General features: G+C 61.0%; 14 protein-coding genes. 12 read left to right on the forward strand and 2 right to left on the reverse strand.

What is annotated here, in order from left to right:
• From KBC96_01690 to KBC96_01735, 10 genes are all read left to right on the forward strand, one after another.
• Positions 1–574: extracellular solute-binding protein (locus KBC96_01690; protein ID MBP6963094.1), on the forward strand; the 574-nt coding region annotated here is incomplete at its 5' end.
• Between the two features lie 106 nt (positions 575–680).
• Positions 681–1,520 (forward strand): PHP domain-containing protein, encoded by an 840-nt coding sequence (locus KBC96_01695; GenBank protein ID MBP6963095.1) that lies wholly within the window; start codon positions 681–683, stop codon positions 1,518–1,520.
• Between the two features lie 243 nt (positions 1,521–1,763).
• Positions 1,764–2,054 (forward strand): Asp-tRNA(Asn)/Glu-tRNA(Gln) amidotransferase subunit GatC, encoded by a 291-nt coding sequence (gatC, locus tag KBC96_01700; GenBank protein ID MBP6963096.1) that lies wholly within the window; start codon positions 1,764–1,766, stop codon positions 2,052–2,054.
• 12 nt (positions 2,055–2,066) lie between these two features.
• Positions 2,067–3,524: an Asp-tRNA(Asn)/Glu-tRNA(Gln) amidotransferase subunit GatA gene (gene gatA / locus KBC96_01705; GenBank protein MBP6963097.1), complete on the forward strand. Its 1,458-nt coding sequence runs from the start codon at positions 2,067–2,069 to the stop codon at positions 3,522–3,524.
• Positions 3,521–4,969 (forward strand): Asp-tRNA(Asn)/Glu-tRNA(Gln) amidotransferase subunit GatB, encoded by a 1,449-nt coding sequence (gene gatB / locus KBC96_01710; protein MBP6963098.1) that lies wholly within the window; start codon positions 3,521–3,523, stop codon positions 4,967–4,969. The genes gatA and gatB overlap by 4 nt, the downstream gene beginning before the upstream one ends.
• 8 nt (positions 4,970–4,977) lie before the next feature.
• Positions 4,978–6,228, forward strand: coding sequence for an FAD-dependent oxidoreductase (locus KBC96_01715; protein MBP6963099.1), 1,251 nt, complete (start codon positions 4,978–4,980; stop codon positions 6,226–6,228).
• 39 nt (positions 6,229–6,267) lie between these two features.
• Positions 6,268–6,627: a 6-carboxytetrahydropterin synthase QueD gene (gene queD / locus KBC96_01720; protein MBP6963100.1), complete on the forward strand. Its 360-nt coding sequence runs from the start codon at positions 6,268–6,270 to the stop codon at positions 6,625–6,627.
• A 14-nt stretch (positions 6,628–6,641) separates the two neighbouring features.
• Complete coding sequence (locus KBC96_01725) at positions 6,642–8,120, forward strand: homocysteine S-methyltransferase family protein (GenBank protein ID MBP6963101.1); 1,479 nt, start codon at positions 6,642–6,644, stop codon at positions 8,118–8,120.
• 5 nt (positions 8,121–8,125) lie between these two features.
• Complete coding sequence (locus KBC96_01730) at positions 8,126–8,992, forward strand: methylenetetrahydrofolate reductase (GenBank protein MBP6963102.1); 867 nt, start codon at positions 8,126–8,128, stop codon at positions 8,990–8,992.
• 71 nt (positions 8,993–9,063) lie between these two features.
• Positions 9,064–9,795 (forward strand): 7-carboxy-7-deazaguanine synthase QueE, encoded by a 732-nt coding sequence (locus KBC96_01735; GenBank protein ID MBP6963103.1) that lies wholly within the window; start codon positions 9,064–9,066, stop codon positions 9,793–9,795.
• Positions 9,796–9,812: 17 nt separating this feature from the next.
• Here the strand turns inward: KBC96_01735 and KBC96_01740 are convergent, their stop codons facing one another.
• Positions 9,813–10,610 (reverse strand): class I SAM-dependent methyltransferase, encoded by a 798-nt coding sequence (locus tag KBC96_01740; protein ID MBP6963104.1) that lies wholly within the window; start codon positions 10,608–10,610, stop codon positions 9,813–9,815.
• Positions 10,611–10,833: 223 nt separating this feature from the next.
• Between KBC96_01740 and KBC96_01745 the strand changes: the two genes are divergently transcribed.
• Both KBC96_01745 and KBC96_01750 read left to right on the forward strand, forming a co-directional pair.
• Positions 10,834–11,616, forward strand: coding sequence for a serine hydrolase (locus KBC96_01745; GenBank protein MBP6963105.1), 783 nt, complete (start codon positions 10,834–10,836; stop codon positions 11,614–11,616).
• Between the two features lie 48 nt (positions 11,617–11,664).
• Positions 11,665–11,910: a hypothetical protein gene (locus tag KBC96_01750; protein MBP6963106.1), complete on the forward strand. Its 246-nt coding sequence runs from the start codon at positions 11,665–11,667 to the stop codon at positions 11,908–11,910.
• Between the two features lie 133 nt (positions 11,911–12,043).
• Here KBC96_01750 and KBC96_01755 read toward each other — a convergent pair whose 3' ends face one another.
• A complete protein-coding gene (locus KBC96_01755; protein MBP6963107.1) occupies positions 12,044–13,282 on the reverse strand; it encodes an aspartate kinase in 1,239 nt (412 codons plus the stop codon).
• Between the last annotated feature and the right edge of the window lie 115 nt (positions 13,283–13,397).

Genomic DNA, 13,397 nt, shown 5'->3' on the forward strand with positions numbered 1-13,397 from the left:
CGAAGCGCTGCAATGGCTCGTCGACCTGCGGTTCAAGCATCACGTCACCACGCGGCCCGGCGAACTGGCGGACATGGGCGGCTACGAGATGTTCATGACCGGCAAGGTGGCGATGATGTTCGGCGGCCACTGGGACGTGCCGACGCTCTCGAAGGTGCGGCGCTTCCGGTGGGACGTCGCCCCGCTCCCGAAGGGGAAGTTCTGGGCGAATAACGCCTACGGGTCGGCGCTCTGCATCCCGTCGAAGAGTCGGCACAAGGATGCGGCTTGGCGGTATATCAAGTTCCTTACGGACAAGCATGGCCAGGCCGTGATGGTCGGCGCGGACTTCTCGACGCCCGCCCGGAAGTCGGTGGCGAAGTCGAAGGAGTACCTCACCCCTCCTCCCGATGGGGAGATGGTCTTCATCGGCGAGATCGAGCACGGGCACCGGCTCCCGTTCACTCCGAAGTATCTCGAGATGCAGAACGTGACAAACGAAGTGATGGACCTCATGTGGCTCGGCAAGCGCTCTGTCGCTGATACGTGCAGGGAACTCGATCAGAGGATTGACAAGGTGCTGGAGCGGGACTGAGCTCTATCCGTCTGCCCGGAAGCGCTTGCCCGGATCTGCGACTGCTGGTACAATAAGAGGGCAATCGAGAATCCCGCCTTGGCTCCTGAAGCGCGAGAGAGAACTCATGGATACAGGTCGCGCCGATCTTCACATACACACCACTGCATCGGACGGCATGCTCACGCCCGAGGAGGCCGTCCGCGAGGCGGCGCGTCTCGGACTCAAGGCGATTGGTATCGCGGATCACGATACCGTTGATGGCGTCGAACCTGCTCTGGCGGCAGCCGAGGGCGCGGACATCGTAGTCGTCCCGGCAATCGAGATCAACACCGATGTGGAGCAAGACGAACTGCACATTCTCGGCTACTTCATAGACCCGCGTTCTGAGATTCTCCGGGGTCACACCGATCAACTGCGCAATGGGCGCTTTGCCCGCGGCGTGCGGATGGTCGAGAAGCTCAATGCGATCGGCGTGAATATCACTTTCGAACGAGTGCAGGAGATCGCCGGAGATGCCCCCATAGGTCGTCCGCACGTTGCCCGCGCGATCGTAGAGGCGGGTTACACTCGCGGGATGAGCGGTGCGTTCGGCAAATACCTCATACACGGCGCCCCGGGTCATGTCGCGCGCTATAAGCTCACTCCCGTCGAGGCTGTCGGCATCGTGTTGCAGGGAGGAGGTGCGCCCGTGCTTGCTCACCCCGGTCACGGAAAGGTGACGGAACGGATGCTTCCCTTGCTCATCGAAGCCGGCCTCAAGGGGTTGGAGGTCTACCACACTGACCACACACCCCGGCAGACCAGATGGTACGCTCGTGTAGCCGAGAAATGCGGACTTATCGCCACGGGAGGCTCTGATTCACACGGCCCGGGGATGGTGAAGGAGATACCGATAGGCCACGTCACGATCGGTATCTCCGCTGTTGACGCTCTGCGTGCGGCCGCCGGAGACAGCCGGTCCTGATCCCCCCGTGCCTTGCAGAGAAGCCCGATTACGCCTGGTTCACGGACTGGCCTCAAATGATATCGTCTCTCAGGCTGTCTATCCCTCCGGCGCGGTCGAGAGATTCGCGCACTTGAGGGCCGACCTCCCACTCATGGTGCGGGCTACTACTCAGCCGCACTCACATTCACCGATCCGGTTGCAGGACCGAAGCGTCCGATGCTATAATCACCTGTATTTCACTCCGCGGGACGGTGCTGCAAAATGAAGCTGAGCAAAGAAGAAGTCGAAAGAGTGGCGTGGCTTGCCAGGTTGGAACTCTCCGAGGAAGAAAGCGAACGGCTGACGGGACACCTGAACGGCATAATGGAGCACTTCGGAGAGTTGCAGCAGCTCGATACCTCAGGCGTGGAGCCGACTTCGCACTCGATACCGATGAAGAACGTCTTTCGCGATGACATTGCCGGCCCGTCGTTTGCCCAGGAGGAAGCGGTGTCGAACGCGCCGGATACCCGGGATTTCTATTTCGTAGTGCCACAGGTCGTGGATACGTAGGCAAGGGGAGATATGGAACTCAGCAGTCTGACGGCACACGAAATTCACGATATGATCGCATCCCGGGAGATCAGCGCCCGCGAAGTGGCTGAGGCCGTTTTAGAGCGTATCAACGCAGTCGAGAGCAAGGTGCGCGCCTATGTTACTCAGACGCAGGAGATCGCACTCCGAGCCGCCGCGGATGTTGATGAGCGCCTGGCGCGCGGCGGGCATATCGGTCCCCTTGCCGGCATCCCTATTGCCGTCAAGGATAACATGTGCACTCGGGGCACGAAGACCACGTGCTCCTCGAAGATGCTCGAGAACTTCGTCCCTCCGTACGATGCCACGGTAGTTGAGAGACTGGCTGCGGCCGGCGCCGTCATGGTCGGCAAGACGAACCTCGATGAGTTCGCCATGGGGTCGTCCACTGAGAATTCGGCCTTCTTCGTTACGCACAATCCGTGGGACGTGTCGAAGGTTCCCGGAGGATCGAGCGGCGGCTCGGCGGCGGCGGTTGCGGCGGACGAATGCATCGTGGCGCTGGGATCGGACACCGGCGGCTCGATACGCCAGCCGGCGTCGTTCTGCGGAGTGGTTGGCATGAAGCCGACCTACGGTCGCGTCTCGCGGTATGGGTTGGTCGCGTTTGCCTCGTCGCTGGACCAGATCGGCCCGCTCACCAAAGACGTTACCGACTGTGCGATTCTGCTTCAGGCGATTTCGGGCAAGGACCCACTCGATTCGACCTCCGTGGACATTCCCGTGCCGGACTACCTCGCCGGCCTTCGCAACGATGTGAGGGGCCTCAAGATCGGCGTCCCGAAGGAGTTCTTCGCCCAGGGCGTGCAGACCGAGATTGCGGAGACGGTAATGAAGGCCGTCGACGTGCTGGTCGGGCTTGGCGCGGAGTGCAGGGAGCTCTCTATGCCCATCATGGAGTACACGCTCCCGACGTACTACATCATCGCGCCTGCCGAGGCTAGCTCGAACCTCGCCCGGTTCGACGGCGTCCGATATGGACATCGAACCGCTCGCGCGACCGATACGTTCGCGATGCTCAGCAGGACTCGCGACGAGGGTTTCGGCCCCGAAGTCAAGCAGCGCATTATGATCGGCACATACGCGCTCAGCGCCGGTTACTACGATGCCTACTACCTGAAGGCGCAGCAGGTTCGGACGCTGGTGAGGACAGCGTACGACGAGGCGTTCACCGAGTTCGATGTGCTGATCAGCCCGACGTCGCCCGTACCCGCGTTCGGCATCGGGGAGCGCTCGGACGACCCTCTGGCGATGAAGCTTGCGGATGTCTGTACGATCCCGGTCAACATGGCCGGGATTCCCGCGATTTCTGTGAACTGCGGGTTTCAGCACGGTCTCCCTATCGGGATGCAGATCATGGGCAGGCCATTCGACGAGGAGACGATCCTGCGCGCGGCCTACACGTTTGAGCAGAATACGGATTACCATCGGGAGAAGCCGAAGCTATGACAGCATACGAGCCCGTTATCGGGATGGAAGTGCACGCCGAGTTGCTCACCGAGAGCAAGATGTTCTGCAACTGCAGCGCGGAGTTCGGCGGCGAGCCGAACTCAAGGACTTGTCCCGTCTGCCTTGGCCTTCCGGGTGCGCTTCCCGTCGCCAACAGGAAGGCCGTTGAATACGTGGTGCGGACCGCCCTTGCCCTGAACTGCGAAATATCCAGGCACAGCATCTTCCACCGAAAGAACTACTTCTACCCGGACCTGCCGAAGAACTACCAGATTTCGCAGTATGGCGACACCCCGATCGGAGTCCGCGGTTGGCTTGACGTCACCGTTAACGGCGAGACCAGACGCATCCGCATCCGGCGGGTTCACCTGGAGGAAGACACCGGCAAGCTGATCCACGCGCCCGATAGCGACGAGAGCCTTGTGGACTTCAACCGCAGCACCGTCCCCCTAATGGAGATCGTGAGCGAGGCCGATATCCGCTCAGCCGAAGAGGCCAGGGAGTATCTGGTCAAGCTGCGCTCGATACTGACGTTCCTCGGCGTAAACGACGGCAAGATGGAGGAGGGGAGCCTCCGTTGTGAGCCGAACATCAGCATCCGGCCGGTGGGCGTAGAGGAGTTCGGCACTCGCACCGAGATGAAGAACCTGAACTCCTTCCGGGCCGTCTACCGGGGGACTGACTATGAGATCTCGCGTCAGGAGCAGGTGCTGCGCGAGGGTGGAGAGATCGTGCACGAAACCCTGCGCTGGGATGACGTGAACGGCGTGACGGCCACCATGCGTAGCAAGGAGTTCGAGCAGGAGTATCGCTATTTCCCCGAGCCCGACCTGGTCCCGATGGAGTTCACCGACGACTACGTCCAGGAGCAGCGGAGGATGCTGCCCGAGCTTCCGGAGACGATGAAGCGCCGTTTCGTCGAGCAGTATGGCATCCCCGAGTACGACGCGGCAGAACTGACGAGCACCCGCGCTCTAGCTAAGTACTTTGAGGCGGCAGTCAAGGCGTTTCAGGAGCCGAAAGCCGTCAGCAACTGGATGATGGGAGATTATACGAAGGCGCTTAACTCGTCGGGAATCGAGATCAGCGAGTCAAAGGTCAAGCCGGAGGACCTCGGCGCTCTGCTCAAGATGGTTTCCGACGGCACGATCAGCGGCAAGATCGCTAAGTCCGTCTTCGATGAGATGTTCGAGTCGGGCGCGTCTCCGGCGAAGATCGTCGAGAAAAGCGGGATGACCCAGATCAGCGGCGACGATGAGATCGTTCCCGTCGTTGACAGGGTGCTCTCTGAGAACCCTGATGTCGTGCGGAAGATCACTGGTGGCGATGCCAAGGCGATGGGTTTCCTGGTCGGCCAGGTGATGAAGTACACTCAGGGCCGAGCGAATCCCGGCGCGGTGAACAAGATCCTCCGCGAGCGCTTGGCAGAGTCTATGAAGGGGTAGGACGCCTGATGAGCGCAGAACGGCTGTGTGATGTCCTCGTCGCGGGTGGAGGCCCTGGCGGGTTCGCCGCCGCGATCAGCGCCGCTAGGCATGGGGCGGATACCCTTCTCGTCGAGCGATACGGATTCCTCGGCGGGATGGCGACGATAGGCCTCGTGAACCCGTTCATGACCTACTGGGCGGGCGACCAGCAGATCATCGAGGGCGTTCTGCAGGAGTTGACCGAGCGGCTTAGCGCGCTTGGAGCATACGGCAAGGGTAGCCGCACCGCGTTCGACCCAGAGGCGTACAAGTACGTCTGCGATCAGATGGCGCAGCAGGCCGGAGTTCGCCTCCTATTCCACACAATACTGACCGATGCGGTGACCTCGGGCGCTGAGATCACCTCGGTCGAGATCGCCGGTAAGTCGGGCAAGTCGCGCGTCGAGGCCAAGGTATACATTGATGGCACCGGTGACGCCGACCTCGCATTCCTCGCCCGCGCGAAGTGCGAGATGGGGCGTCCACAGGACGGCCTCACTCAGCCGACCACCCTCAACTTCCGCGTTTGCCAGGTGGATCAGGACCGCATCCCACCGAGGGACGAGTTCAATCGGCTCTATGACTTGGCGAAGGCCGAGGGGCGGCTCGATTGCCCGCGCGAGAACGTCCTGATGTTTCTCACGACGCGCAGGGGCGAGATGCACTTCAACCAGACGCGCATCACCGGCATAGACGGCACGTCCGCCGAAGACCTGACTAGAGCCGAGATCGAGGGGCGAAGGCAGGCGTGGCAGTTTCTGGAGTTTCTGCGCAGAGACGCATCCGGTTTCGAGAACGCGGAGATCCTGGTTAGCGGCCCGCAGATCGGCATCCGGGAGAGCAGGCGCGTGATCGGCGATTACGTGCTCACCGAGGAGGACGTATTGGAGGCGCGCAAGTTCGACGATGTCATCGCTCGCGGCTCATACTCCATAGACATCCACAGCCCAACCGGAGCGGGAACGGTGATCAAACGCCTGAAGCCGGGCGAGTCGTACGACATCCCTTACCGTTGCCTGACGCCGCTCGGACTCGACAACCTGCTGATCGCCGGACGACCGATCTCGGCCACGCACGAGGCGCATTCGTCGCTGCGGATCATGCCGATCTGCATGGCGATCGGCCAGGCAGCGGGCACAGCTGCGGCAATCTCCGTGAACCGGGGGATAGCTCCTCGGACTCTGGACATCGCGGCTCTTCAGGTCGCTCTGCGGTCTCAGAGGGCCAATCTAGGATAGATCGGGTGTAGTCGCGGTCGCGGGTCAAGGAGACGCGAGATGTATGAGTTGACCGTCGAGTCTCAGTTCGATTCGGCGCACTGCCTGCGGGGCTACCAGGGGGCGTGCGAGAATCTGCACGGCCACACTTACAGGGTCATGGTATGCTATTCGGCATCGGAACTTGATGACATCGGAGTGCTGGTTGACTTCCGGAAACTCAAGCACGAACTGGCCGAGGTCGTCGGCTATCTAGACCACCGGCACCTCAATGACCTCCCCGAGTTCCGCGAGGTGAACCCGACCGCTGAGAACATTGCCAAATACATCTTCTCGGAGATGCGCGAGCGGCTGGGCAGCGGAATCAGAAGGTCAACCGTGTGGGAGACTCCCACATCTGCAGCTAGCTACTGGGAATGATTCCTGAGGCACGCATGAACCTGGTAGAGGAACTCCTCTTCGGAGACAAGATCATACTGTTCGACGGTGCGATGGGCACCATGCTGCACTCGTCGGGTGTATCGTTGGGCCAGTCGTTCGACGAAACGAACGTCACACGGCCTGCGATCGTCGCCTCGGTGCATCGGGCCTATGTGGACGCCGGTGCGGATGTCATTGAGACGAACACATTTGGCGCCAATCGGGTGAAGCTTGGCAGTTACGGCCTCAGCGACCGTTGTGCGGAGATCAATGCCGCCGCTGCACGGATTGCGGGCGAATGTGCGGGCGACGGAGTGCTTGTTGCCGGCTCAGTCGGCCCGACCGGCAGACTGCTCTGTCCGCTCGGCCCTCTGGGTTTCGACGAGGCATTCGAAGCATTCCGGGAGCAGATACTCGCTCTCTGCGAAGGGGGTGTCCACCTCCTGATCATCGAGACGATGCAGGATCTCCGCGAGATGAAGGCGGCGATCCTGGCGGCGCGGAGCGTGTGCGACAAGCCGATCATCTGCCAGATGTCGTTCGCACAAGAGGGCCGCACCATCATGGGTACCGACCCCGCGACCGCTGCCGTCGTGCTGGAGGCCTTCCGTCCCGCCCTGCTGGGCACGAACTGCGGGACCGGACCCCAGGATATGCTCGACACCGTCTCGGCTATGTCGTCTGTGGCCCGGATCGGGGTCAGCGCGCAGCCCAACGCCGGCCTCCCCGCGTTTCACGAAGGCCGTCTGATGTACCTCTCTACCCCCGAGTACATGGCTGGGTTCGGGCGACGGTTCATTGAGGCCGGAGCCGTCCTCATCGGCGGATGCTGTGGCACGACGCCGGAGCATACCAAGGCTCTGGCGGAAGCTCTTTCGGGTCTGAAAAGGCCTGCCGTTCTGATGGGCCGTTCGGTGCGGTTGGCAGGTCGTTCGCGGATGGTAGAGTTGGGCGGTCCGGCCCCGACTAATGTGATCCGAGTTGACTGCAGTTCGGAATCGGCGGAGAGCCTTATCGAACTTGCTCAGTCCGATGGCAATGCGGCGCTGTGCCTTGAGGGTCTTGACGAATCGTCGGCGGAGGGGATACTCCGATTGATCGAGGGCAGGGCGATGGTTCGCGTGGACGATGGGTTTCGGCTCCTGGGTGTTGTCGCCAGGCACGGTGCGGTTGCTCTTGCCGATGTTAGCGATGGGTCCCCCGAACAGAGGCTTGAGAGAGCTAGACAGACCCTCGACCAGGGCATCCGACACGGGCTCGGAGTCTCCGATGTGGTGATGCGGATAGGCGATTGCATCGGCTCCAACGGCGCGGCAAACGAGGATGCACTTCGTTCCATGCGCCTTATCAAGTCCGAGTTACGTCTCTCCTCGGCGATTGACGTCGGCGACGTCTCTCACAGAAATGACGCATCGCAGGTCTTCCTGCGAGAGGCCGATGCCGTGATCGGCGCACGGTTTTCTGGTGACGCGTCGCGGAACGGCGAGGAGTAGCTGATATGTCGCTGGCCTCCAAGCTTGGGAGGAAACTCGTCGTCACAGTCGAACTCGATCCGCCCAGAGGCATCAACGTCGACAAGGCGATTGAAGGCGCGTGCCTGCTGAAAGGCGTGGACGCCATCAACCTCGCCGACAGCCCGATGGCTCGCGTGCGGATGGGTCCGGTCGCACTCGCGCATCTGATTCGGGAGCGCGTGGGGCTGGAGACCGTCCTGCACATGACCTGCAGAGACCGCAATCTGCTCAGCCTCCAGTCAGACCTTATTGGCGCCTATGCGCTTGGCGTGGAGAATGTCCTGGCTCTGACCGGCGATCCGCCGTCGCTCGGGGATTTTCCGAACGCGACTGCCGTCTTCGATGTTACCTCGGAAGGGCTGGTGCATCTGATCAAGCGTCTGAACTGTGGCACGGACCTTGCAGGGAACAGGCTGAATCAGTCGCCCGATTTTTGCATAGGAGTCGCCGTGAGTCCGGCCGCCGACGATCTCGAAAAGGAGATAGGCCGCCTCGCCGGCAAGGTTGCCGCCGGAGCACATTTCGCCGAGACCCAACCTATCTACAGCACTGAAGTCCTCCGCAGGTTCTTGAAGAAGGTCGCCCCGGTCGGAGTGCCCGTGCTTATCGGGGTTCTGCCACTCAGGAATCCGCGCCACTGCGAGTTTCTGCACAACGAGGTCCCCGGGATTACGATCCCGGACGAAATTCGTGCTCGGATGCAGGCTGCTGGCGAGGATAATGGGCGATCGGAGGGCATCAGGATTGCTCAAGAGTTCCTGTCCGAAGTCAAACAGGATATCCAGGGCGTGTACCTGATGCCGCCCTTCGCGGATTACGACATGGCGGCCGAAGTACTCCAGATGCTCTAGCGATCGCCCGCCCCGGCGAATCTATGGTCGTGAGTGAACACACTAAACAGCCCCGTGCGCAGGCTGGCAGCTTGGTCGAGATCTTCTCCGGCATCCAGGGAGAAGGACTCTACGTCGGGCGTCGGCAGATCTTCATCCGCCTTTGCGGCTGCAATCTCGACTGCGACTACTGCGACACGGACGCGTCGCGCCGAGTCCCGTCCGTCTGCCGGGTAGAACGGACGGCCGGCGCGCGCGACTTCGCGCAGTTCCCGAACCCGCTCGATTTAGATAGGGTTATCGAGTACGTCGCGTCGCTGAATGAGCCGCTGGGACTGCACCACGCCGCCGTCCTGACCGGCGGAGAGCCTCTGGACGACGTCGAGTGGGCAACCGCCATTGCTCGCGGTCTCAAGGAATCATCGGTACCCGTGATGCTGGAAACAAATGGAACACTCACGGGCAACCTGACGACGATCCTGCCATTTGTGGACGTCATTAGCATGGATATCAAACTGCCGTCCGCATCAGGTCATAATCCGTGCGCCGCGCACGAGGAGTTCATCTCGGTTGCGGCGGCGCGGGATCTGTATGTGAAGGCGGTGGTCTGTTCGACGACGTCCGACGAGGAGATGTCTTCGGCCGCCTGCATGGTCGAGCGCGCCGGACGAGGCATACCGCTCGTTATCCAGCCGGTGACGAGGAAGGGCGGCGTGCGTCCACCGTCGGCGGAGCAGATGCTGGGGTGGCAGTCGCTGTGCGCGCGGCACCTTGATGATGTGCGGGTCATCCCACAGTGCCATAGGGTACTCGGCCAGTTGTAGAGCCTCGTTCCGGTGTTTCAGGGCGCGTCGGTAAGATTCGGTCTTCGCAGTCTCACCCTCACGAACAGAGGCATCGGCTCGTCGGGCGCTGGAAGGCTTGTTTCTTCCACCGATACTACCTCGAAATGTGCTTCTCGCGCCATCTGCACGAAAGCTGCTTCTCCGATGGAGGCGCCACCTGATGCCGTAGGGCTTACTTGAAGAAGGAGTCGTTCCAGTGACGGCAGCTTCTCTCGGAGATTCGACCAGGTCTCCCGCGGGATGTCTTTCCTGAAATCGTAGCCCCAGAACTCGCCGCCGAGCTTCAAGACGTGGTAGATCTCCTGCAGCACCTTGCGCGGCTCTATCCAGTGACCAAGGATGTTTACACTTACGACGAGATCGAAGAAACGCCCGGGGAACGGCATCCGCATGGGATTACCGACGCCGAACTGAGGCTTTCGGCCGACGCCTTCCGAGAATGCGTTCGCCCGCGCGATCCTGATCATTTCTGGCGACGAGTCTATGCCATGCGCGGCCAGAGTGGGTTCCATTCGAGCCAGGTCGATCGGGATGTAACCGAGTCCCGTGCCGAGATCGAGCACTCGCCCCCGTATTCCCGAGCCGACCATCTGCTCTGCCACCGCCGTGTAGAGTCGTCGAAATTCCCTGCCGGCGAGAAAAGGGTAGAGTCCGGTACCCGGGAATGGCACTCCCTCCACGCTCTGTGCGAGTCGGGATAACCGCTCGGTAAGTCGCGTTCGCTCTGCGAGGGCGCACAGCCCCACGCCGCATATCCCCGCGACTGCGAGTCCCTTGATTGTCTTACCCAGCATGCTCATAGTCCGAAGCCACCTCGTGCGGTAAGGACTCACGATACAGCGATGACTTGCGGCCGTACGTGAGTATCCGAGTACCTGCATGGTCATTCTTACCCGATTCATCAGCGCTATCCTTCCTAGCTGTTGACAAAACCGGGTGGCCTATCTAGAATTTCGGCATCGGGTGGGGGATTCAGCAGTTCAAGCGATGACCTGCAGACCCCGGGGAGATTGTGTCATGTCATTTGCCGACCGCATAGCCGATATCTGCCGAAACGTCTCCGGAGAGTTCGGAGTCTCGGCCCGCCACATCGTATCCGGTGACCAGGTGGTGCTCGACGAGCATAAGGTGTTTCCATCTGCCAGTGTTATCAAAGTGCCGCTGATGGTCGAAGTGATGTGCCAGAGGGACGAAGGCCGCCTGTCGCTGGATGAGACCTTCAGGCTGCGAGAGGTGGACCGGGTGTCGGGCTCGGGCGTACTTCACTCGCTGAGCGAGGGCCTGGCGCTGACACTGCGCGATCTTACCGTGCTGATGATCATCGTGAGCGACAACACGGCCACGAACCTGGTCATTGATCGGTTGGGGATGGACTCGGTCAACGAGCGGATGCGCGGGTTGGGGCTGAAGACGATTACCCTCGCGCGTAAGATGTACGATTGGGAGCAGCAGAAACTAGGCAGAGAGAACCTGATCACACCGCATGATATGACGCTGCTTCTTGCGCGTATCGCGGAAGGGGCGGTTTCGAGTAGATCTACTAGTGAGGAGATGCTCGATATCATGGCAAGACAACAATACAGGGACAAGATTCCGCTCCTTCTGCCCGAGAACACGAAGGTCGCTAACAAGACAGGCTCGATACCGCGTGTGATGAACGATGCGGGAGTAGTCTTCGCGCCGAGTGGAGCTTACGCGATCTGCGTATGCGCGCGGGAGGTGGACGACATGCCTCGGGCAGAACGCGCCGTCGCCGAGATATCCAGGGCTGTCTACGATCACTTTGAGGGACTGTCCTGAGTCTGCGGCGGCTGGCTTGGAGTGAGTTCGAGAGAGGGGTGCATCAGTATGCAGAATGCTGAGGAGTCCGCGGCGACCCATTGGGAGGTGGACCGCCGGATTGCGGGCAGTGGGATCAGCCCGTACTGTGTGGTAGTTCTGCGCAACAGAAAGAGGTCGGATCAGTCGTTCGTCAAGGCCAGCAGTGCCGATCTCAGCTCGATGAATGCGATTGCCGATCAGATGCAGAAAGACCTCTACGCTCTGGGCAACAACGAGTTCGTGGAGAAGTACAACCTCAGTCTCGGCCAGTAGGCGTGGAGATCAAGAGCGGTTCGGAGACAGGGGGCATGCTCCGGACGGTCTTTGCAGACTGAGACGGGCGGCGGGAACTTCCCGCCGCCCGTCTCATTGTGTGTTGCGCGTGAAACCGCGGTCCGAGCCCGTCTCAGCAGACTCCGCCCTCGGGTTTCTCGAGTTCGAACGCCGAGTGTAGCGCCTGCACTGCCTTCTGAACGTCGGCCTTGTCGATCAAGCAGGTGATTCGTATCTCGCTCGTGGTTATCGAGACGATATTGATGCCCTCTCGGGCGAGAGCGCCGAACATGTTGTCCGCGTAGCCCGGATGGCTGCGGATTCCTGTGCCGACGATCGACACCTTCGCCAGATCCACCGATGTGGTCATGTCCTTCGCCCCGATGTTCCGGACGACGGGTTCGAGGGCGGCCTCGGACTTCACCAGGTCTGCCAGGTTGACGGTAAACGACAGGTCCGTGACGCCCTCCAGGCTCACGTTCTGGACGATGATATCCACGTTGACATTTGCCTCTGCGAGCGCGTGGAATATCTGATAAGAAATGCCGGGGCGATCCGGCACGGCCAGTATGGTAATCTTGGCGACATCGGTATCATGAGCAATGCCGCGAACGGGGTTTCTCGCCTCCATCAGGGTGTCCTCCTTTGTGATCACGGTCCCGGGCACTTCGCGTACGCTGTGTGCCACCAGGATATTGACTCCGTAGAGTTCTCCAAGCTCGACGGCGCGAGAGTGCATGACCCTGGCGCCCTGTCCCGCAAGTTCGAGCATCTCCTCGTAAGAGATGCAGTCCAGCTGGCGCGCGCTCAACACCACCCGGGGGTCGGCGGTGAACACACCGTCCACGTCGGTGTATATCTCGCACTTGTCCGCGTGGAGCGCAGCCGCGAGCGCAACTGCGGTCGTGTCCGATCCACCCCGGCCCAGCGTCGTGATGTCGGCCCACGTGGCATTGTCCGTAACACCCTGGAATCCGGCTACGACCACGACCTTGCCGCCGCTCAGTTCCTGGCGTATCCGCTCCGGGTTGACCGAGAGAATCCGTGCCTTTCCCGGAGTCTTCTCCGTGATGATCCCGGCTTGTCCTCCGGTAAGCGATACCGCCGGGATTCCGAGTTCGTGGATCGCCATTGTCAGGAGCGCGCTGCTTGCCTGCTCTCCTGTCGCGAGTAACTTGTCCATTTCGCGCTCGTCAGGAATCTTGCTGATTGCCTTGGCCATCGCAATCAGTTCATCGGTCGTGTCTCCCATCGCCGACACAACTACGATAACCTGGCTGTCCTGGGCCGCCTTCCTGATCCGCTTTGCCACGTTGCAGATCTTCTCGGTGGTCGCCACCGAACTGCCGCCGTATTTCTGAACGGTTATCACTAGCTCAACAACCCTTTCCGCACAGCTTGTCTCGGGTGCTTCATCCGACCCGCCGGAACCACTATCAGGTCCCCGCAGAATCTAACGACAATATACCAGAATCGCAGGCCGCTTG

Source organism: Armatimonadota bacterium (genome assembly GCA_017993055.1).
Taxonomy (GTDB): Bacteria; Armatimonadota; UBA5829; order DTJY01; family DTJY01; genus JAGONM01.

Coding starts and splice junctions, on each gene's coding strand:
- KBC96_01725 (MBP6963101.1), top strand. CDS start 6,642: ATGAACCTGGTAGAGGAACTCCTCTTCGGAGACAAGATCATACTGTTC.
- KBC96_01745 (MBP6963105.1), top strand. CDS start 10,834: ATGTCATTTGCCGACCGCATAGCCGATATCTGCCGAAACGTCTCCGGA.
- KBC96_01715 (MBP6963099.1), top strand. CDS start 4,978: ATGAGCGCAGAACGGCTGTGTGATGTCCTCGTCGCGGGTGGAGGCCCT.
- KBC96_01750 (MBP6963106.1), top strand. CDS start 11,665: ATGCAGAATGCTGAGGAGTCCGCGGCGACCCATTGGGAGGTGGACCGC.
- gatB (MBP6963098.1), top strand. CDS start 3,521: ATGACAGCATACGAGCCCGTTATCGGGATGGAAGTGCACGCCGAGTTG.
- gatA (MBP6963097.1), top strand. CDS start 2,067: ATGGAACTCAGCAGTCTGACGGCACACGAAATTCACGATATGATCGCA.
- KBC96_01730 (MBP6963102.1), top strand. CDS start 8,126: ATGTCGCTGGCCTCCAAGCTTGGGAGGAAACTCGTCGTCACAGTCGAA.
- KBC96_01695 (MBP6963095.1), top strand. CDS start 681: ATGGATACAGGTCGCGCCGATCTTCACATACACACCACTGCATCGGAC.
- queD (MBP6963100.1), top strand. CDS start 6,268: ATGTATGAGTTGACCGTCGAGTCTCAGTTCGATTCGGCGCACTGCCTG.
- KBC96_01740 (MBP6963104.1), bottom strand. CDS start 10,610: ATGCTGGGTAAGACAATCAAGGGACTCGCAGTCGCGGGGATATGCGGC.
- gatC (MBP6963096.1), top strand. CDS start 1,764: ATGAAGCTGAGCAAAGAAGAAGTCGAAAGAGTGGCGTGGCTTGCCAGG.